Source organism: Candidatus Delongbacteria bacterium (assembly GCA_041675285.1).
Classification (GTDB): Bacteria; CAIWAD01; CAIWAD01; order CAIWAD01; family CAIWAD01; genus CAIWAD01.
Genome location: JBAYTZ010000006.1, coordinates 227278 through 244880, shown reverse-complemented (window position 1 = coordinate 244880; position 17603 = coordinate 227278). Strand labels below are relative to the sequence as shown.

27 protein-coding genes are annotated in these 17603 nt (G+C 66.4%); 26 read left to right on the top strand and 1 reads right to left on the bottom strand.

From position 1 onward, the window contains the following. The first annotated feature begins 9 nt into the window (after positions 1-9). The 23 genes from WC326_08405 to WC326_08295 all read left to right on the top strand — a co-directional run bounded on the left by WC326_08405 (position 10) and on the right by WC326_08295 (position 10389). On the top strand, positions 10-459 hold the full coding sequence (locus tag WC326_08405) for a hypothetical protein (GenBank protein ID MFA7331079.1): 450 nt from the start codon (positions 10-12) through the stop codon (positions 457-459). A gap of 32 nt (positions 460-491) precedes the next feature. After that, positions 492-1187: a hypothetical protein gene (locus tag WC326_08400; GenBank protein ID MFA7331078.1), complete on the top strand. Its 696-nt coding sequence runs from the start codon at positions 492-494 to the stop codon at positions 1185-1187. Positions 1188-1190: 3 nt separating this feature from the next. Beyond that, positions 1191-1532: a hypothetical protein gene (locus WC326_08395; GenBank protein MFA7331077.1), complete on the top strand. Its 342-nt coding sequence runs from the start codon at positions 1191-1193 to the stop codon at positions 1530-1532. Beyond that, positions 1523-1807 (top strand): helix-turn-helix domain-containing protein, encoded by a 285-nt coding sequence (locus WC326_08390; protein ID MFA7331076.1) that lies wholly within the window; start codon positions 1523-1525, stop codon positions 1805-1807. The genes WC326_08395 and WC326_08390 overlap by 10 nt, the downstream gene beginning before the upstream one ends. A gap of 2 nt (positions 1808-1809) precedes the next feature. Further along, entirely contained in the window at positions 1810-2094 is a 285-nt protein-coding gene (locus tag WC326_08385; protein ID MFA7331075.1) for a hypothetical protein, read from the top strand. Next, positions 2087-2536 carry a hypothetical protein gene (locus tag WC326_08380; GenBank protein MFA7331074.1) on the top strand — a complete coding sequence of 150 codons (450 nt, stop codon included), beginning with the start codon at positions 2087-2089 and terminating at the stop codon, positions 2534-2536. Before WC326_08385 ends, WC326_08380 begins: the two co-directional genes overlap by 8 nt. Continuing rightward, positions 2533-3441, top strand: a complete 909-nt coding sequence (locus WC326_08375; GenBank protein MFA7331073.1) for a DNA cytosine methyltransferase — start codon at positions 2533-2535, stop codon at positions 3439-3441. Before WC326_08380 ends, WC326_08375 begins: the two co-directional genes overlap by 4 nt. After that, on the top strand, positions 3438-3587 hold the full coding sequence (locus WC326_08370) for a hypothetical protein (protein ID MFA7331072.1): 150 nt from the start codon (positions 3438-3440) through the stop codon (positions 3585-3587). Before WC326_08375 ends, WC326_08370 begins: the two co-directional genes overlap by 4 nt. Next, entirely contained in the window at positions 3584-3931 is a 348-nt protein-coding gene (locus WC326_08365) for a hypothetical protein (protein ID MFA7331071.1), read from the top strand. The genes WC326_08370 and WC326_08365 overlap by 4 nt, the downstream gene beginning before the upstream one ends. Beyond that, the gene (locus WC326_08360; protein ID MFA7331070.1) at positions 3928-5358 is read left to right on the top strand and encodes a C10 family peptidase; all 1431 of its coding nucleotides are present in this window, start codon (positions 3928-3930) and stop codon (positions 5356-5358) included. The genes WC326_08365 and WC326_08360 overlap by 4 nt, the downstream gene beginning before the upstream one ends. Beyond that, entirely contained in the window at positions 5355-5849 is a 495-nt protein-coding gene (locus WC326_08355; protein ID MFA7331069.1) for a hypothetical protein, read from the top strand. Before WC326_08360 ends, WC326_08355 begins: the two co-directional genes overlap by 4 nt. 3 nt (positions 5850-5852) lie before the next feature. After that, positions 5853-6275, top strand: coding sequence for a zinc-finger-containing protein (locus WC326_08350; protein ID MFA7331068.1), 423 nt, complete (start codon positions 5853-5855; stop codon positions 6273-6275). Beyond that, the gene (locus WC326_08345; GenBank protein MFA7331067.1) at positions 6272-6658 is read left to right on the top strand and encodes a hypothetical protein; all 387 of its coding nucleotides are present in this window, start codon (positions 6272-6274) and stop codon (positions 6656-6658) included. The genes WC326_08350 and WC326_08345 overlap by 4 nt, the downstream gene beginning before the upstream one ends. Further along, positions 6655-6984 (top strand): hypothetical protein, encoded by a 330-nt coding sequence (locus WC326_08340; protein MFA7331066.1) that lies wholly within the window; start codon positions 6655-6657, stop codon positions 6982-6984. The genes WC326_08345 and WC326_08340 overlap by 4 nt, the downstream gene beginning before the upstream one ends. Further along, positions 6981-7166 carry a hypothetical protein gene (locus tag WC326_08335; GenBank protein MFA7331065.1) on the top strand — a complete coding sequence of 62 codons (186 nt, stop codon included), beginning with the start codon at positions 6981-6983 and terminating at the stop codon, positions 7164-7166. The genes WC326_08340 and WC326_08335 overlap by 4 nt, the downstream gene beginning before the upstream one ends. Then, entirely contained in the window at positions 7159-7962 is an 804-nt protein-coding gene (locus WC326_08330; GenBank protein ID MFA7331064.1) for a hypothetical protein, read from the top strand. Before WC326_08335 ends, WC326_08330 begins: the two co-directional genes overlap by 8 nt. Beyond that, the gene (locus WC326_08325) at positions 7955-8359 is read left to right on the top strand and encodes a hypothetical protein (protein ID MFA7331063.1); all 405 of its coding nucleotides are present in this window, start codon (positions 7955-7957) and stop codon (positions 8357-8359) included. Before WC326_08330 ends, WC326_08325 begins: the two co-directional genes overlap by 8 nt. Then, positions 8356-8562 carry a hypothetical protein gene (locus WC326_08320; protein MFA7331062.1) on the top strand — a complete coding sequence of 69 codons (207 nt, stop codon included), beginning with the start codon at positions 8356-8358 and terminating at the stop codon, positions 8560-8562. Before WC326_08325 ends, WC326_08320 begins: the two co-directional genes overlap by 4 nt. Continuing rightward, positions 8559-8768 carry a hypothetical protein gene (locus tag WC326_08315; GenBank protein ID MFA7331061.1) on the top strand — a complete coding sequence of 70 codons (210 nt, stop codon included), beginning with the start codon at positions 8559-8561 and terminating at the stop codon, positions 8766-8768. The genes WC326_08320 and WC326_08315 overlap by 4 nt, the downstream gene beginning before the upstream one ends. Continuing rightward, a complete protein-coding gene (locus WC326_08310; protein MFA7331060.1) occupies positions 8765-9133 on the top strand; it encodes a hypothetical protein in 369 nt (122 codons plus the stop codon). The genes WC326_08315 and WC326_08310 overlap by 4 nt, the downstream gene beginning before the upstream one ends. Positions 9134-9230: 97 nt before the next feature. After that, positions 9231-9533, top strand: a complete 303-nt coding sequence (locus WC326_08305) for a hypothetical protein (protein MFA7331059.1) — start codon at positions 9231-9233, stop codon at positions 9531-9533. Beyond that, on the top strand, positions 9530-9784 hold the full coding sequence (locus tag WC326_08300) for a hypothetical protein (GenBank protein MFA7331058.1): 255 nt from the start codon (positions 9530-9532) through the stop codon (positions 9782-9784). The genes WC326_08305 and WC326_08300 overlap by 4 nt, the downstream gene beginning before the upstream one ends. Then, positions 9766-10389: a 3'-5' exonuclease gene (locus WC326_08295; protein ID MFA7331057.1), complete on the top strand. Its 624-nt coding sequence runs from the start codon at positions 9766-9768 to the stop codon at positions 10387-10389. The genes WC326_08300 and WC326_08295 overlap by 19 nt, the downstream gene beginning before the upstream one ends. On the opposite strand, the gene WC326_08290 is transcribed toward WC326_08295, so the two are convergent. Beyond that, complete coding sequence (locus tag WC326_08290) at positions 10351-13668, bottom strand: PAS domain S-box protein (GenBank protein MFA7331056.1); 3318 nt, start codon at positions 13666-13668, stop codon at positions 10351-10353. The genes WC326_08295 and WC326_08290 overlap by 39 nt on opposite strands. 453 nt (positions 13669-14121) lie before the next feature. On the opposite strand from WC326_08290, the gene WC326_08285 reads away from it, so the two are divergent. The 3 genes from WC326_08285 to WC326_08275 all read left to right on the top strand — a co-directional run bounded on the left by WC326_08285 (position 14122) and on the right by WC326_08275 (position 17396). After that, positions 14122-14559 carry a helix-turn-helix domain-containing protein gene (locus tag WC326_08285; protein MFA7331055.1) on the top strand — a complete coding sequence of 146 codons (438 nt, stop codon included), beginning with the start codon at positions 14122-14124 and terminating at the stop codon, positions 14557-14559. Positions 14560-15144: 585 nt separating this feature from the next. Further along, the gene (locus tag WC326_08280) at positions 15145-16512 is read left to right on the top strand and encodes a PD-(D/E)XK nuclease family protein (GenBank protein ID MFA7331054.1); all 1368 of its coding nucleotides are present in this window, start codon (positions 15145-15147) and stop codon (positions 16510-16512) included. A 173-nt stretch (positions 16513-16685) separates the two neighbouring features. Further along, entirely contained in the window at positions 16686-17396 is a 711-nt protein-coding gene (locus WC326_08275) for a hypothetical protein (protein ID MFA7331053.1), read from the top strand. Positions 17397-17603: the final 207 nt, after the last annotated feature.

Genomic DNA, 17603 nt, shown 5'->3' with positions numbered 1-17603 from the left:
ACTGCCTGCGTGTTCACGCCCCTGTTCGTCGGTGCGCTGACCACTGTCCTGGCCCGCCGCGCGGCCCGTGCTGCCGTCAAGGAGGACCGCACCGCCTGGCGCGCCAACCTCAACAGAGGACTACTGGACGCATCTCAGGCCACGGCCCAAACGTCTGAGGCGGCCGCGGCTGCCCTGAAGCTGGTGGCCGAAGCCATCCAGGGCACGGGCGAGATGGGCGTGCTGGAGTCCAGCGTCCTGGCCGAGCGAGTGGCCGAAGGGGCCAGCCTGGACGCACGGGCAGCCCGGGCCCCCGGTATCGCGCGGGCCATGATCATGCTGCAGGAGATCGCTGCTGCGCGCGAGCTCATCCGCGTAATGGATCCGGCCGGCGCACGGGATGCCTCGCTCCAGGACGACGCCGTCCAGCACCTCGACAACGCCACCCAGGCGTGCCTGGGTGCGCCCAAGACCACTTGATCCACCAATCCAACAAGCCAAGAGGAGGCTACATGCGACCGAGGAAGGCCCGCGAAGAGCACGTGGTGCCCCTGCACCCGAGCCCCGACACTCCGACCACACAGAGCCAAGAACCCGCGCCCAAGCCTGCCGGCAAGGAGAAGGGCAACAAGCTGACGGACACCGACTGCAAGGCCTATGACCACCTGTCCCTCGAAGTGCACCAGCTGCAGGAACTCACTGCCTGCGCCGGCTGGGGGCGCTTCTTCGGCAGTCTCATGCGCGAGGCGGATGAGGCCCGCACACAGCTGGAGTTCGCCGAGAAGCCGCGCGACGTGGTCAAGCTGCAGGCCACCATTGCTTTGGTGAAGAGCCAGCTGAAGAAGCTGCACCAGCCCGTGGAGGACCTGAACGGCATGCGCACTCGGTGGCCGCTGTTCATGAGCGAGCTGCCCTGGCGCGGGGACTTTGACGAGCTCACCGGGCGGGTGACCCTGATCTGGGCCGGCCTGGGCGAAGCCCCCGGCGACTTCCACCAGTCGCTGATCAAGTCGGGCGCCAGCACCGGTGCGCGCCCGGATCCCAGCAAACCCGCCGAACCCGCCGACCCGGTTGTCCTACCGGCCACGCCCGCCGCTACGGTGCCTGGCGACACCGTGGACGAGGACCCGGAAGAGGACCTGGACGACGACGAGAACCTGGACCCCGCCGGCGGAGACCCCGAACCCGACGACCCCTTCGGAGAATGATCCATGGTCGCCCAAGACGTCATCAACCGCATGCGCGCCTACCACGGCTACACGGCCAAGGACGCGGATCGAGCCGTCCGCGACGTCTTCGACGTGGTCCGCGAGCTGCTGGACGAGCTGGATGCAGACGAGGCCCTGACACTGCCCAACCTGGGCCGCTGGTTGTGCCGCGTGAAGGCCAAGCCGCATGGTGCCCATGGTCTGGAAATCGTCTGGAACGGCTGTCGGCCGCTGAACCAAGGCAAGGCGGCGCGCACTCTTCCCGCTGACGACCCCAGGGTGATCAAGGCGCTGAAGAAGAAGCGCCGGCCCTGGCCCAATTGGAGACCTGACGAATGCCTTTGAAGTACCGCAAGCGCACCATGTCCACGGCCAATCAAGACCTCCACCACTCGGTAAGGGTCAACCTGCGCCAGTTGATGAGCGAGTACCAGCTCCCCACGAAGTCGGGGAAGGGAATTGGCATCTGCACTACGGCCAAGCTGTCCGGCATCGGGGTGGGCAGTGTGCAATCCATCCTGAAGGACAGCGGGCACAGCCCCAGTCTGCGCGTCCTCTTCGAGCTGGCCCAGTTCTTTGGTGTCCCGGTGACACGTCTTCTGCAAGCGCAGGAGTCCTGACCATGCGTGCGGGATGGCCGGCCTTCCTTCCCGTTGACGACCTGCCCCGGGACCCAATGGTCCTGGGGCAGGCTGTCGCCCCGACCCCACGTCCAGCGGCCCAGCGCATACCTCAGGTGGAGGAGCTGGAGAAGCGCGTGCTCGACCTGGAGTCACGCCTTCAAACCCTGCAGGCAATGGCGAGCAACGATCCAGGCAGAGACCAGCTGCAGCGGGACCTGACGCGCGAGGTCCTTCTCCTGCACTTCCAGGTGGGTGGGCTGAAGCAAGAGCTGCTCCATGGCTGAGCCCACACTCCTCACGGCCGACGAGGCCCTGGCGGCCGTCCTGGACGCCCTGCATGCCCCGCACGACACGCCATGGGGCGAGCTGCCTGCCTTGGTGGCGCTGCGCTGCCGGCCCATGGACCGCCAGCGTCTCGATCGCCTGGTCGCCGGCGGGCTCAAGTGCGCCATCGACACCCACGGACCCATCAGCCACGAGCAGCGTGTCAGCGCGGCCAAACGCATCGCCGGCCAAATCCATGCCGTCCTCCGCGCCCAACACCTGGGGCTGGAAGACCCTGGGCAGGGCGTGCCCCGGACGCGCAGGGAGCGCACCAGCCACCCCCTGGGGGACGTGGGCTCGGCCTGCCGCGTCTGTGGCTGCACAGAGGACCGCGCCTGCCCTGGTGGCTGCTGGTGGGTGGAGCCTGACCTCTGCAGTGCGTGCGCGGAGACCGCGGCATGAACGCCATTGACCTCTTCGCCGGCGCTGGCGGCTTCAGCCAGGGTGCCAAGCTGGCTGGCATCGACGTGCTGTGGGCGGCGAATCACTGGCCCGCGGCCGTCGCCATCCACCAGCTCAACCACCCGGACACGCAGCAACTGTGTCAGGACCTCCACCAGGCGGATTGGACCCAGGTGCCGGCCCACGACATCCTGCTCGCCAGCCCGGCCTGCCAGGGCCACAGCCGCGCCCGCGGAAAGGACCGGCCCCACCACGACGCGGCGCGCTCATCGGCCTGGGCTGTCGTCTCCGCCGCGGAGTGTCACCGGCCCGCCGTCGTGCTGGTGGAGAACGTGCCGGAGTTCCAGGCCTGGGCGCTGTTCCCGGCCTGGTGCCAGGCCCTGCAAGCCTTGGGCTACGCGCTGGCCCCGCACCTGGTGGACGCCGCCGACCACGGCGTGCCGCAGCACCGCCGCCGGCTGTTCTTGGTGGCCACCAGGAGCCGCAGCCCGCTCCAGCTGGACCTGCCAGCCCGGCAGCACGTCCCGGCCGAGTCCTTCGTGGACATTGGCGCCGGCAGCTGGAATCTGGTGGACCGCCCCGGCCGGGCCGCTGCCACTCTGGCGCGCATCGAGCGCGGGCGCCGCGAGCTGGGCCGCCGGTTCCTCATGGGCTACTACGGGAGCTGGAAGACCGGCCGCAGCCTGTCCAAGCCTATCGGCACGCTCACCACGCTGGACCGCTGGGCCCTGGTGGACGACGACCGCATGCGCATGTTGACGCCGGATGAGATCCGCGCGGGCATGGGCTTCCCCTCCGACTACCAACTGCCGGCCCAGCGCCGGCTGGCCATCCACTTGCTCGGAAACGCCGTGTGCCCGCCTGTGGCCGCGGACCTGCTGCGCGAGATCGTGAAGGCTGCATGAAGAAGAAGTGGGATGGGGTTGAGCGTCGAAAGACCTCTCCGGTGAGGCGCCGCGACGGTGACGTGTATCGCCCGGGGCGTTTCAAAATCGACGGTTGGTTCTGGCGCGAAGACCGCCGCAAGAAGGCCAAGCAGGGGGCTGCATGACCAACATGCCAACGGCCCACCCGCAGCCGTCCGCCCACGATTGCTGCCTCGTCATCCGCTGGCAAATCCCACACCCGGTTCGCCGGCTGAAGGGCCTGCGGCGCGACCACGCTGAACGCCTCCTGGAGGACTTGGTCGACATCCTCCGCCCCTTCGTGAACGAACTGCAGGTGGTAGAGCAACAGCCGGACGGCAGCACGGGAGCTGTCTTGCGTAGCTGGACCACTCTCGCCAGCCCTTTGCCACCTGTGCCGGAGGATGCGCCACCCCACGGCGCGGCTTGGTTTGTGGCCACGGCTGCCTCTTTCAATCCGCCCACGCCTGATGAAAGGAATCCCACATGAGCTTTGAACCTGTCACCCAGGACATGGCCCTGCAGGCCGCACGCACTTGGCTGGGCCGCGTGTCGGACCCGGCCGCCGCCGCCGGCCGCATGGGCGTCGTCATCCGAGAGGCCCTGGAGCTGGACGACGGCTACCCGGGCCTGTTCGTTATCAGTGACGGCGCCGGCGTCGCCCTGGTCGCTGGCGACATGCAGGCGCAGCCCATCCTGGGCTGGACCACGCGCGGCGACTTCCACGAGATGGCCGACGCCCCGCCAGGACTGGCCGAGCTGGTGTCGGCCTGGGGCCGGCAGATCCTCCTCACCCGCCAGGCCCCGCCGGAGCGCGCGGCCGCGGCCAACCCCAACCGGGACGCCTGGATGCAGCTCCTGGACGAAAGCGCGCGCGCCCAGGATGAGGAGCCGGTCAAAGAGATAGCCCCGCTGCTTTCTGCGCGCTGGGGCCAGGGCGCCGGCTGGAACGCCGACTGCCCCATCGATGCGGCCGGCCCCGGGGGCCGGGCCTACGCCGGCTGCGTGGCCACGGCCATGGGCCAGGTCCTGCACTTCCACCAGCACCCCTGGCGTGGCCAGCACGTCCAGGGCTACGACCATGACGTCTACGGACCGATCGACTTGGACATGCTGGAGGAGGCGCCCGAGTGGAAGGCCATGCTGGACGCCGGTGCCACGTCCGCCGCGGCGCGCCTGCTCTACATGGCTGGCGTGGCCGTGCGCATGAACTACGGGCCCCGGACGTCCACGGCCTCTTCGGGCAACATCGTGACAGCCCTCAAGAGCTTCCTGCGCTACCAGGACGCGGCCCGCTTGGTGTGGCGCGCCAGCACGCCGGCGGAGGAATGGGAGGCCCTGATCCAGGAGGAGTTGGCGGCCGGCCGGCCCATTATCCACCGCGGCCAGGGCGCCCAGGGCGGCCACGCGTTCAACCTGGACGGCTGGCGCAGCGATGGGTTCAAGCACTTGAACTTCGGCTGGAACGGGACCTACAACGGCTGGTACACGCTGGACTCCATCACCCCCGGCTACATGGACTTCTCCGGAACCCAGGGCATGGTGGTGGGCATTGCGCCCCGGCTGGAGGACCTGCTCAATCCACCCGATGGCCAGCACAACGTGTCGCCTGACGCCGTGTCCCTGCGTTGGCGCCCGCGTGACGGCATGGCGCGCATTGAGCTGGAGGTCGCGCTCAACGCGCTCTTCATGCCCACGGTTCGGCGCGTCGTGCTCACCAGCGGGCTGGTCCAGCACACGCTCACGCGCCTGGCCCCCAACACGCGCCACTTCTGGCGCCTGACCTTCATCGACAAGACAGGCCGGCGCATCGCCCTGGCCGCCTGCAGCTTCGTCACCGGGCCCAGCCTGACCACGACCCCGGGCAAGAAGCCGGGCACGATGGTGAACCCGGGCACGCCGGAGGCCATCGCATGACGCGCTTTGCGGCTGACACCACGGTCCCGGCGGAACGGAGCCGGGCCGAGATCGAGCAGATCCTCACCCGCTACGGGGCCAGCGAGTACATGTACGGCTGGCGGGAAGAGAATGCCGTCGTGCAGTTCCACATGGCCGGCCGGCACATCCGCTTCGTGCTGCCGCTGCCCAGCAAGCAGGACCCGGCCTACACGCGGACTCCGGCCCGGGGCAAGCAGCGGGATCCGGAGGCCGCCGAAAGGGCCTGGGAGCAAGCCACGCGCCAGCGCTGGCGGGCCCTGGCCCTGGTCATCAAGGCCAAACTGGAAGCCGTCGACTCCGGCATCACCACCACCGAGCAAGAGTTCCTGGCGCACACGGTTCTGCCCGACGGATGCACCGTGGGCGAGCACTCCCTGCCCATGATCCGGCGCGCCTACGAGACCTGCACGATGGTCGAAATCCTGCCCATGCTGCTTCCGGCCTCTGGCGGCCAGCCGAGGAGGAGCTAGTCCATGAGCCAGGAACCGCGTAGCGCAGCGGCCGCCCATGGTATCCCCATCACCAACCGCCCGGCATGCCCGCGCTGCCTGGAGCCCATGGTCCTCAAGTTCACGCGGAACGGTCTGTTCTGGGGGTGCGCGCGCTACCCCGAGTGCGCGGGCTACCTGCGCGCCCAAGCCAACGGCCAGCCCATTCCGTTCGCGCCAACCCCGCCCGAACTGAAGCCCTGGCGCTTGGCCGCCCACCGCGTCTTCGACCTCCTCTGGTGCCAGGCGCCGGAGGAGGAGCGCGACAAGGCCCGGGACGACGCCTACAGGTGGCTGGCCCAGGTCCTGCGCTGCGAGCCGGAAGCGGCCCACATCGGACTCTGCAGCCGGCGCCAGTGCCTGCGGATCCTGATCGCTTGCGCGATCAAACTGGGAGCCCGCCCATGACTTTCAAGCGCAGCACCGACCCCTTGCGGGGCGGCATCTTCGGCCCTTGCCGTAGCCCGCGCCTGGCGTCCGGCAGCGATACCTACTCATCGCGCGATGCCGTCCGGCCCGGGCACAATCCCGCCATCCAACCCGGCTGCGTGGTGCGCTTCGCAGGCTGGCCAATGTCCGAGAGCAACCCGCCGCGTCGCGTGGATCATCTGACCGCGCGCAACTGCTGCGTGCTCGAGCCTGTGCCTGGCTGGCGGACCTACGCCCGCACGATGGACCTGGCCCTGGTGACGTCGGACGAGCTGTGCGTGTACCTGGCTGACGGCGGGCGCATGCTTGGCTGCCCGGGCTTCGCCGGCGAGCCCCAACTCCAAACAGAGGACGAAGCATGAAGCACCCTGGCCTACCCACGTGCCGAGGCCTGACCCTGCAGCAGGCCCTGGCGTACGGCTACTGCATCACGAGCCGGCGGTACCGCCACGCCACAAGGCTGGACCGCGCCGACTGGCGCGAGGTCATGGCCAAGGGCCATGTCAGCGGAATGCCCTGGGTGATGATCCTGGGCACGCAGGCCGCTGACTACTACCGCCGCTGCCACAGCCGGCACAAGCTGATAGTCCCGGCGATTTGGCTCCCCCTGATGCCGAACTCAAACAATGGGCCAACCGAGTTTCTGCCCAGGCCTGAGAAGCCCGCCAGGAAGGATGTCCCCGCATGAAGCCCACCTACGTCTTGACCATCACCGTCGGCGGTACCGCCGTCACGCGCGGCGACCTGGAGAATGCCATCGCCAAGCTGAAGTCCCGCTGGGGAGAGTCCACGGTCATCGACGCCACCATCCACAAGGCCCGGGCACGGAGCAAGGGCGCGGCCGCGCATAAAGGAGAGGAAAATGCCTGACCCCGTCTTCTACGCCGGCGATCTCGTCCACTACCACCCCGTCATCGGCGGGCCCCACACCGGCCTTGTCTACCGCGTGAAGTCCACAAGTGAGCTGTTTGACGGACAGAAGGCGGCTTGGCTGATCAGCAAGACCGGCTGCGTGTCCTTCGACGCCCTCAGTCTGGTCAGGCGTGCCACGCCTGACGACCGCTTCTCCGCCTGGCTGAACATGATGCGGATCCGAAGCGCCAACCCGTCCCAGCGCGCCCATTTCGACGCCTGGGAGCGCCTGCAGGATCTGGCGGCCGACCAGGCCGAGCTGATTGCCGGCCAAGCCAAGGCTCTGGAGTCCGCCCAGACCCCGGGCGAAAGCCTGCAGGCCCGCGTGCTTCCCTGGGTCCTGGAAGCCTTCGGCCCCGACGTCCTGGCTGACAAGACCGAGCGCGGCGACCGCCTGCTGGAAGAGGTGCTGGAACTGCTGCAGTCGGGCCACTACGACTCCACGCGGGTCCGCCACATCGTGCACCACGTCTACAGCCGGCGCGAAGGCGAACCCGCGCAAGAGGTCGGCGGCGTCATGGTCACGCTGGCCGCCTACTGCCTGGCCCATGGCCTGGACATGCACGCCACCGGCGAGACGGAGCTGGCGCGCATTTGGACGTGCATCGAGCAGATCCGTGTGAAGCAGGCCACGGTCAAGGCTGGCATCGTGCCGGTGCCGATCGAAGCACCGCCCTTTGAGCTCACTCCTCCGCCGCCGGGACCTGCCCCTGAGATTGGCCTGGACGCAAACGAGGAGGCCGACCGTGGATGACCTGAAAGAACTCCGCCGCCAGGTCAGCTTCCTGGACGAGTCAGTCCGCACGCTGCAGGTTCTCTTGGATCCCGGCTATGGCGGCACGGCCAGCGAGCTGGTGCGCCTGCTACAGGAGCTGGAGACCCGGGACGCGACTGCGGCCACACGGCTGGCCCAGCTGGAGGAGGAGTCCCTGCGCTGGTACCAGCCCGATGGCAGCTACGACGTGCTGGCCTGCCAGGAGGAGGTGGTCGCGCGCCGGAAAGCCGCTGCCAAGAACACGGCGGACCTCATCGTCATGCTGCGCCGCGCCCTGCGCCAGATCGAGCCCAACAGCGAGACAGCCCTCGAAGTCCGGAAGGACGGCATCCAGCTCTTAAACACCATCGGCGCAGCCCAGGGACCGCGGCCATGACACGTGAATCCAACCTCCGCCGCGCCAAGCGCCGCCGGCGTGAGACCCTGCGCGGCCAGAGTCACCAGATGCAGGACCCGGGCAATCTGGCCACGCACCGGGCGCGCGAACGCTGGGATGCCGCCCAGGAAGCCAAGGAGCGGCTGCAGCGGAAGCTCGACGCCTTTGCCCGTCTGGCCGCGATCCGGGGAGGCCGGCTGTGATCCCGCGCGTGGAGTACGTCAAGGGCCGCGGCCTGGTGCTGGCCAGTGAGCCAGAAGTCCTGCTGATCGAGCTGGTGGCCCACCATTGCACCAGGAGCTTCCTGCACCGCGCCGGCAAAGAGCTGGCCAACAAGCTCAACACCATCCGTCAGGGCGAAGAAGCCGCGGCCGCGGCGAAGGACCGGCGGGAAAGGCGGCCAGCGTGAGCGCGTGTACCTGTGGCACCTGCTGCCACTTCAATCCGGCCACCAATCCTGACACCAGCCGCGCGCTGCCCTCTAAGCTGGGCGAATGCTTGTGGGTGCCCTTTGCCGAGCATCCCGTTCCCATGGTCTACCTGGACCATTTCGGACGCCCTGTGGGCACCGTGGGCGGGGCGCTCCACGCGCTTGGCATCCACCGCAACCGGCAAACGGCGACCCCGTCCACCGCTTCGGCCGAGCTGTGCGGCTGCTATGAAGAGCGCCAAACCGTCGCGCGGAAGCGCACCACACAGGAGCGGGCCAACGCCAGGAAACGCGCGCGGATGTCCCAACTGGCCATTGCCATCGGAAAGGAGAACCAAGAATGAGGGTGTCCAAGCCAAGCCCCGCGCCCACCTGGTGCCGCAAGCGCCTGGGCCGGGTCTCCCACAGCGTCGTGCAAACCAAGAGCGGCATAAAGCCCAGGTGCGGACGGTGCACGTCGGGGCCCAAACACTGTGGGTACCCGAACGAATCGAGGAGCAGCGCTGCCGCTTCTGCCTGGAGATTGAAGGTGGCCTGGCCACGCCGGCGGGCAACCTGCGCCATGGGCGACGGCGAGTCATCCATGCCCACATCCCCAGAGGTGGTGGCGCGTTCCCAGACATCTTCTTCTGGGATACCATGGCAGATGGCACCAAGGAGCTCACCTTCGGTGCATCCCTCCTCCACGATCCCACGCGCAATTCCCACCGCGTGCGCATCACCATTGAAGAGGTGCCGGAATGAGACACCTCATCTTCCGCAGCCAGGCGGCCAAGGTTCACCTCTGCGTGGTGGACGCCCGGGACCGGCGCCATGCCTTGAAGGTCGCCCGGCGCACGTTCAAGCTGGACAAAACGGCCTACGCCATCCGCGAGGACGGGGTCTTCGAGCACGAGCCCTACACGCCCACCAGCGGCTACTGCGTCCGGGCGCCCAACTCGTCAACACCCGCGACCACTGATCGAAAGGAGACCCCATGCCCCGTCACTACATGATCGACATCGAGACCTGGGACACGGCGCCATCGGCCGTCATCCGCGCCATTGCCATCGTGGGCTTCGACCTGAAGGACGGCACCTACACCCTCGACGCGACCCGCTCCAGCGTCACCGACTGCCGTCGCACCGTGGACGAACAGATCCAGGCCGGCCGTACGGTGTCCACCGAGACCGTGGCCTGGTGGGCCAGCCAGGAGAAATCCCTTGGGAACATGCTCGACAGCAGCCGGGAAGTCGCCCACATCGAGGTCTTCAAGCCCTACCGGCTCGCCGAGGTAGAGACGCACCTGCGGGACGAGCTGCACGGCCTCGTCACCGACCCGGGCGCCTGCATCTGGAGCCGCGGCCACTTCGACATCGCCATCCTGGAGCACCTGCTGCTGGCCGCCGGCTGCCCGGTCCCCTGGAGCCCCAAGCAAGTGCGTGACGTGCGCACACTGGACGAGATCACCCCGCCCATCGAATCCCAGATGCCCCACCATCCCCTGGCCGACTGCCTGGCGGAAATCCAGCAAGTGTGCGCGGCTCTGGGAACAGCGCACCGTGGGGTGTCCAGCAGGGCATCACTGCACGTCCAGGATGACCCGCAACTTCGTGGCTAGCTCCTGGCGCGTGAAGGGCTTGGCCAAGAAATGGACGCCTTCCTCAAGGATACTCCGGTGCGCAATGACGTTGCTCGTGTAGCCCGACATGTACAGGCACGGCAGGTCCGGCCGCTGCTTGAGAAGGGCGTTGTAGAGCTCGCGGCCGCTCATCTGGGGCATGATCACGTCGGTCAGCAGCAGGTGGATGGGTGCCGGGTACGCCTGGGCCAGTTCCAGGGCGCGCATGGGACTCTCAGCGGCAATCACCGTGTACCCCATGCTCTTCAGGAGCTGTTCGGCGAAGCGAAGCAGGGGCCGCTCGTCCTCCACCACCAGGATGGTCTCCGTGCCGTGGTAGATGGGGCCGGCAGGTTGTCCGGCAGTCTCTTCCACGATCCCGCCCTCGTGGATGGGCAGATAGATGCGGAAGGTCGTGCCCTGATTGGGCTCGCTGTAGACGTTGATGAACCCACCATTTTGCTTCACGACACCATAGACGGTGGCCAGGCCAAGGCCCGTGCCTTTGCCCAGGCCCTTCGTCGTGTAGAACGGTTCAAAGATCTTGGCCTTCACCAGTTCGTCCATGCCACAACCCGTGTCGCTCACAGCCAGCACGACGTAGCTGCCTGGAACCGCTCCTTCGTGGTGCCCGCAGTACTCCTCATCAAAGACGGCCGCATCGGTTTCGATGGTGATCGCACCTGTCCCTTCGATGGCGTCACGGGCATTGACCACCAGGTTCACCAAGACCTGGTTGATCTGTTCTGGGTCCATGCGAACGGGCTGCAGGTTGTTTGCGGGATGCCACTGCAGGTCAATCTCCTCAGCAATGAGGCGGCCCAAGAGCTTCAGCATTCCCACGATGGTGTCATTGAGATCCAACACGCGGGGCTGGATGTTCTGCTTGCGACTGAACGCCAGCAGCTGGCGTGTCAAGGCCGCGGCGCGGTGCGCGCCGTTCACGATCTCATCTGCAAACTCCGCCGCTTCGCTGTCCGCGGGCATCACCTCTTGCAGCATGTTGCCGTACCCAAGCAGGGCTTGCAGGATATTGTTGAAATCGTGGGCCACGCCGCCGGCCAGGCGGCCTACGGCTTCCATTTTCTGGGACTGCACCAGCTGGCCGCGCAGGGCTTCCTGCTCCCGCTCTGCCTCCTTTCGGGACGAGATGTCACGGGCAAAGGCAAAGTTGAACTCCTGACCATCAAACGACACGTAGGTAGCGTGGGCTTCCACAGGGTATGCATGGCCATCCTTGTGCCGATGCTGGGTCTCAAACAGGATCGACCCTTGCTCTCTCAGACCGTTGAAGTGCTTGGGCCAATCATCATGGCGCAGTTCTATGTCCAGGTCATAGATGGAAAGCGTAAGCAGCTCGTCTATCGGGTATCCGGTTTGGACTTCGGCCGCCTTGTTGGTGTAGAGAATCCTGCCATCTGGGGCAATCCAAAAGACCATGTCAGATGCGTTATCCACGCAGTATTTCATGCGCCGCAGGGCTTCCTTGGCCTGACGCTTGGTAGTGATGTCCTGCAGCACCGAGATGAAGTAGGCCGGCTCTCCGTTTGTATCACGGACCAGCGACACGGTCACGGTGGCCCAGAACAGGCTCCCATCCTTTCGCAGCAGCTGCTTTTCGCGCGACACCGAGGCCTCGGTTCCCGCCATCAGTTTGATCCGCGCGACCAGGTCTTCTGCAAACTCGTCCGGGTGGCTCACTTGGTGATACGTCATGCTGGCCAGTTCCGCTTGCGTGTAGCCCAGCATGCGGCATGTGGCCTCGTTGGCGCGCAGCACGCGGCCTTCGCTGTCCGTGTGGGCCATGCCAACGGCGGCCTGCTCAAACGTGGACCGGAAGCGACGCTCGCTTTGCTCCAGCGCGCCCTTGGCAATGCGTTCCTCCGTCTGATCACGGAAGACCAGCACCACGCCAGACAGGGTGCCATCGTCCTCTTCAATGGGTGCACCGCTGTCCGCGATGGGATGCCGGTCTCCTGCGCGGTTGATCAGCAGCGTGTGGTTGGCCAGGCCCACCACTTTGCGCTCCCGGATGACCCGCGACACGGGGCTTTCCACCGTGTCGCCCGTTTCCTCGTTGACGATCTGGAAGATCTCTTCCAGCGGCTTACCATGGGCCTGTTCAAGCGTCCAACCGGTCTGTCGCTCCGCTTCCGGATTCATCAAGTCAACCCGGCCTTCGGCGTCTGTTGCCATGACCGCGTCGCCAATGGACTGCAGCACGACCTGGTGATGGCGGGCCGCCCGTCCCAGCTCTCGCTCCTTCTGCAGAAGCACGTGAAGGTGGTGGCGCTCTTCACGCTGTCGCACCAAGGCCAACCCGATCCCGATGGCGAGCAGAAGAACGACCACCACGAGGATGACCAGGGTCGACTGGTGGCGCATGAAGGACAGGGCCTCTGCGGCATCCTCTTTGGAGACAATGGCCCACGGCGTGCCCTCCACGAACCGGGTCGCGGCCAAAACATCAACCCCACGGTAGTCCTTGCCATGGCGGACCGCATCGCCCTCCGTCACCGCCCACACCGCAGGCAGGTCGCTCTGGGTCAGTGGCAGGCGATACCGAAGCGCCGTGCCGGGCTTGTGGCGCAGATCGTTCAAGAAGACCACGCTGTCACCCACTTGGCGGACCAACACGGTTTCGGCCGTGCGGCTGCTTCGCGGCCACGACTGGATGAGGGGATAAAGGAAGTCTGCGGCATCGGCCATCAACACGACCACGCCGATCGCCGCGCCCTCTGGGGCCCGGACACTCCGCACGGGCGCGACCCAGCTCAAATGCGGGGTATTTCCGTTGGCGCACACGTGCAAGTCGACCAAGCGCGGTTGCCCATCCCGCATGGCCGCCAGGACCGCCTCCCGCTTATCTGGATCGAGCTCTTTGGCCAGGCCCGCGACGCTGACCACTACGCGGCCCTGGTGGTTCACCAGCTGGACTTCACGGAATCCATAGTGTGTTCGAATTCGCTCAAACGCGGATTTGACATACCGCTCGGACCGCGTGGCTTCGATTGGGTGGGTCGCTCTAGATGCGGCCACCAGCAGCTGGTCGACCTCGTCCGACAAGGACAGCGTGGCCCCCAGGATGGCAGCATCTCCCTGGCGCTCCAGGAACCAATTCGAGATCTGGCGTGCTTTGAATTCGGTGATCGTGCGCAGGTTGTCTTCGGCTTCCCGGCACAAGCGGTTTCGCTGGACGGCGTAGAACAGACCGCCGCCCGCCACCAGCACGACAAGGGCAAGGATCAAGATGTGCGTCCAGGTCTTCGAGTTGCCCATTCCATCCACCTCCAGTCGAAAGGAACCGTGACCAGGCGACTCAGCCACAAGGCGGGCCCCTGCTGGAATCCCTCGCGCAGGACCAACGCGGGGGACGCAACGAACCTGCGGGCACACCACGGCCATGTGAACATGAAGGGCGCCCCACATCGGCGCGGTATCACGATTGGGGCGCCCAGAACACCGTGGAAGCCCACGGTGGAACCGTCGCAATTACTCATGCCCGCCAGCCCCGTGTGCTGGTGGAAGGATGAGTGCGGGTGCCTGGCCAACACGCCCGGGGGGGGAGTGGGAATCTCGAATTGGCCAGACCATGTCGGGACTCATAAAGCGTAGCACTGAAGCTGTATCAATGGAAGGAAGAAACGTTCACATGAAGAACTCGACACCCATGCCATGCGCCCTGGGCACTGTGGCCCTGGTGGCCACCACATGCCCCAAAGGCCACGCCCAATGAACAAGGAGCTCAAGGCCATCCAAGACCGCCTCGACAAGGCCGCTCTCTTCATGCGCGAGATGGACAATCGCTTGCGCACCGTGGAACAGGTCCTGGGGGACCTCCACCGGGACTACACGGCGCGCATGGAACGGGAGGCGGAAGCCAACAGACCCCCAACGCCGCGCAAACCACGCGTCGTTCGCACGCCTGGCGGCAAGGTTCGGGACCCCCTCCTGTCCGCGCTGGCCGCACGCAAGGCCGACATCGGGCTAAACACCCGGCAGCTAGCCGGCCTGCTGGGCTACCCGCGCAAGACGGTCTCCAATTGGCTGAATCGGGACAGAGTGCCTAGGCACCCAGAGGATCGTGTGCGAATTCAAGAATGGATCGCCCTTGCGGATACTGTGCCGCCGCGCGTGCATCGGGAGTGGCGTGAGGAAACAGAGTCATGAGCGACCCGCATTGTCATGAATCTTTTCTGGCTCGGGATGAAGTGGGCCATTGGGCCGATTCTCAACAATCCGTGACACAAGTTAGGCGAGACTTGATGGCCCATTGGCCCACTTTGCATTGGGCCAGACCATATTCGGACAATCGATCATTAGCTTTGGAATTGCCCAAAGGCTGCCAAAAGTGTCTCCACAAGGGGTGTCACCCTACCCCACGCACTCGATTTTCCTGCCCAATGGCCTCTGCCCGCACGGACATAGATTTTTTGTTTTTTAAGAATAGAAATGAACATGCGGGCCGAGTCCAATGGGCAGACGACTTTTCGTTGCATGCCCCTAGGGAGACACCCCCTGGAAATCAGGTTTTGGTTGGCTTTGTCCCCTACCTGATGGTGGGAGTTTCCAAGGCCATGCGCCACGCAGTGCACGTTCCCCCCGTTCCCCCCGTGCGCCCTTTCCGGCCTGACCGTCATTCCCCCTCTGTTGCCCCGCCGCCCGCACGCCGCTGCCCCACGCCCGGCAGGCGGGCCACACAGCCCCACCACGCCCCTCAAACCACAACACCCGATCACCGGGAAGGAACCCCCCATGCTTAACCCCTGCAACCCCGACATGCCCCTCTTGGAAACCCGGATCCCCGAGAGCTTCCAGGTCCACAACGAGCATTGGTCGTTCTCACGACTCGATACCTACGCCCGCTGCCCACTTGCCTACAAGGCCCGCTACCTGGATCCCCAGATCTACGGTGCCGACCACGTCCTGCCCATCCCCGACGCCGGCGGACCGGCCGTCCTCGGCAAGCTCTGCCACCGCACGCTCGAGCTCGGCTGCCAGGCCCTCCAGCAAGCTCGGCACATGGGCCGCCTCTTCCGTCACCAGAAGCTCTTCCTCGACTGCCTGCACACCGCCTTCCAGGAGCCGGCAGAAAAGCGCGACGTGCTCCCCAACGGCCAAGTCCTGGCCGACGCCCAGGCCATCCTCATCGAGTACCTGAAAACCGGCGACTTCTACGCCGACCAGATCATCGGCCTCGAGTGGCCGTTCGAATTCGTCATCGAGGACCCCTTTGGCGACATCCGGCTCATCGGCTTCATCGATCGCCTGGAGATGACGCCCGAAGGCGTCGTGCGGATCAAGGACTACAAGACCAACCGCATGCTCTACACCAAGGACGAGCTCCGGCAGTCCCTGCAGGCGTCCATCTACGAGATCGCCGTGCGCGACTCCACGACCCTGGCCGTCACGCCCGACACGCCCGTCGACTTCGAGTTCGTCCTTCTCAGGCACGGCTTCTCCCAGCGCACCATCCGGTCCGAGTCGGACCTGCAGCTGGCCGTCCACCAGATCACCAGCCTGGTGCACCGCTGTGAAGGCTCCACGCACTTCGAACCCCAGCTCAACAAGTACTGCGCCTACTGCGATCACAAGCTCCGCTGTCCGCTCTGGCGCGAGGTGGTCGCACGTGGCCTGCCCCAGGCCCGCGTCAACCCCAATGACCTGTCTGCCATCGCCGTCGAATACGAACGCATGACCGACGCGGCCAAGATCCTCTACGCTCGGAAAGAGGAGCTGGCCGACTACATGAAGATCCACCTCATCGGCAACGACCAGATCGAGACGCCCACGCACCTCTTCCGCTCCACGGCCAACAACGAGACCACGTTCCTGGATCCATTCCTGGTGGCCAAGCTCATCGCCCAGGTCTACCGCCGGCCCACCAGCCACGTGCTGCGCCGGATCGGCAGGATCTCCAAGACCGAGTTCGACGCCGTCATGAAAGACGCTGAGCAGCGCGTGACGGCCACGGCACTGAAGGAGCTGAAGGAGGCCCTGGCGCCCCTGATCGAGACCATGCCCAATCCCAAGCTGCAGGCGTACAAGCGGCCGGTGGAAGAGAAGGGCCAGCCGGCCAAGCGCGTGAAACGGCCCCAGGTGAAGCGCAGGCTGAAGGTTTGAACAAACAATGGGTGTACTGAGATATGGCACTGACAAATTGACAAGTTGATGTCATACTGTCAGGGATGAGCGGGAGTTGGGGCCTGGAATTGTCAGGGATACCCCGCATGAGCCCACCCGCCCGAAATGCCCCAGCCGGCCGGGCCGGCCGGGGCGACCGAGAGGAGTCCAGAATGAAACCGGAACCAGGAAAAGTGGACACGGGGAAGCGCGGCGGCATCGCTGGGTCGCCCCGGTGCAAGCGCGAGCTGGCGGACGGGCGGCTCTGCCAGATGGCCGTGCCGATGACGGGCATGCGCTGCCATCTGCATCAGGCGCGGCCGGAGGACCTGGTGCCGGGCCCGGACTTGCCCGCGGGCGTGGTCGTGCCGGCCCTGTTCCAGGATCCGGCCTGGCAGCTGGCCCTGACCTGGTTCGTGGCGGAGGTCTACCGCGACTACGTCGGGCTGAACACGGGCGCGGACCTGCGCCAGATTGTGGCGGCCGGCGCGGCTCACGTGCGGCTGACCTACGGCATGGAGTCGTTGGACCCGAAGGACATCGAGCTCCTGTCCCGGGTCGTGGACCGGCACCTGCGCAACCTGCGGGCGACGCCAAAGGAACAGGAGGCCAAGGGTGGGAAGGGCGGCAAGGACGGTCCGGGCCTGCTGGCCACGGGCGTCCAGGTGGGCGCGCTGCTTGAACGCGTGCGCGGCGTCCTGACGCCGGCCCAGATGCGGGCCTTGTCCGGCGGCCGGCCCATCGCAGGCGGCGCCTCTCTCCAGGGCGGCGGGCTCGAGGTCCTGGGCGCGGGCGTGCCGGATGAGGACGACGACGACGACCAGGACGACGCCGGGCCTGGCGGCCTGGCGGATAATGACCTTCCGCCGGATCCGTTCGGCTGAAAACCCGAGAATAACGTCCGAGAACATGCCGCCCCGCTCTGGGGCGGCTATTGATTATCAAAGGGATCGCCCACCAGGCGCAAGCGGAAACGTCCGGGAATCGCTGTTCTCGGACGTTTTGAGCCTGGCAGCCGTGCCGTGGGCAGGGAGCGCAGCGGGCCCCGGGCTGGGCCGGAAACCCGGCTCGGGGCGAGATCGGGGCGCAAC

What these genes read in the sequence shown, in the direction of transcription:
- WC326_08400 (MFA7331078.1), top strand. Translation starts at nt 492, where the DNA reads ATGCGACCGAGGAAGGCCCGCGAAGAGCACGTGGTGCCCCTGCACCCG.
- WC326_08395 (MFA7331077.1), top strand. Translation starts at nt 1,191, where the DNA reads ATGGTCGCCCAAGACGTCATCAACCGCATGCGCGCCTACCACGGCTAC.
- WC326_08390 (MFA7331076.1), top strand. Translation starts at nt 1,523, where the DNA reads ATGCCTTTGAAGTACCGCAAGCGCACCATGTCCACGGCCAATCAAGAC.
- WC326_08385 (MFA7331075.1), top strand. Translation starts at nt 1,810, where the DNA reads ATGCGTGCGGGATGGCCGGCCTTCCTTCCCGTTGACGACCTGCCCCGG.
- WC326_08380 (MFA7331074.1), top strand. Translation starts at nt 2,087, where the DNA reads ATGGCTGAGCCCACACTCCTCACGGCCGACGAGGCCCTGGCGGCCGTC.
- WC326_08375 (MFA7331073.1), top strand. Translation starts at nt 2,533, where the DNA reads ATGAACGCCATTGACCTCTTCGCCGGCGCTGGCGGCTTCAGCCAGGGT.
- WC326_08370 (MFA7331072.1), top strand. Translation starts at nt 3,438, where the DNA reads ATGAAGAAGAAGTGGGATGGGGTTGAGCGTCGAAAGACCTCTCCGGTG.
- WC326_08365 (MFA7331071.1), top strand. Translation starts at nt 3,584, where the DNA reads ATGACCAACATGCCAACGGCCCACCCGCAGCCGTCCGCCCACGATTGC.
- WC326_08360 (MFA7331070.1), top strand. Translation starts at nt 3,928, where the DNA reads ATGAGCTTTGAACCTGTCACCCAGGACATGGCCCTGCAGGCCGCACGC.
- WC326_08355 (MFA7331069.1), top strand. Translation starts at nt 5,355, where the DNA reads ATGACGCGCTTTGCGGCTGACACCACGGTCCCGGCGGAACGGAGCCGG.
- WC326_08350 (MFA7331068.1), top strand. Translation starts at nt 5,853, where the DNA reads ATGAGCCAGGAACCGCGTAGCGCAGCGGCCGCCCATGGTATCCCCATC.
- WC326_08345 (MFA7331067.1), top strand. Translation starts at nt 6,272, where the DNA reads ATGACTTTCAAGCGCAGCACCGACCCCTTGCGGGGCGGCATCTTCGGC.
- WC326_08340 (MFA7331066.1), top strand. Translation starts at nt 6,655, where the DNA reads ATGAAGCACCCTGGCCTACCCACGTGCCGAGGCCTGACCCTGCAGCAG.
- WC326_08335 (MFA7331065.1), top strand. Translation starts at nt 6,981, where the DNA reads ATGAAGCCCACCTACGTCTTGACCATCACCGTCGGCGGTACCGCCGTC.
- WC326_08330 (MFA7331064.1), top strand. Translation starts at nt 7,159, where the DNA reads ATGCCTGACCCCGTCTTCTACGCCGGCGATCTCGTCCACTACCACCCC.
- WC326_08320 (MFA7331062.1), top strand. Translation starts at nt 8,356, where the DNA reads ATGACACGTGAATCCAACCTCCGCCGCGCCAAGCGCCGCCGGCGTGAG.
- WC326_08300 (MFA7331058.1), top strand. Translation starts at nt 9,530, where the DNA reads ATGAGACACCTCATCTTCCGCAGCCAGGCGGCCAAGGTTCACCTCTGC.
- WC326_08295 (MFA7331057.1), top strand. Translation starts at nt 9,766, where the DNA reads ATGCCCCGTCACTACATGATCGACATCGAGACCTGGGACACGGCGCCA.
- WC326_08290 (MFA7331056.1), bottom strand. Translation starts at nt 13,668, where the DNA reads ATGGGCAACTCGAAGACCTGGACGCACATCTTGATCCTTGCCCTTGTC.
- WC326_08285 (MFA7331055.1), top strand. Translation starts at nt 14,122, where the DNA reads ATGAACAAGGAGCTCAAGGCCATCCAAGACCGCCTCGACAAGGCCGCT.
- WC326_08280 (MFA7331054.1), top strand. Translation starts at nt 15,145, where the DNA reads ATGCTTAACCCCTGCAACCCCGACATGCCCCTCTTGGAAACCCGGATC.
- WC326_08275 (MFA7331053.1), top strand. Translation starts at nt 16,686, where the DNA reads ATGAAACCGGAACCAGGAAAAGTGGACACGGGGAAGCGCGGCGGCATC.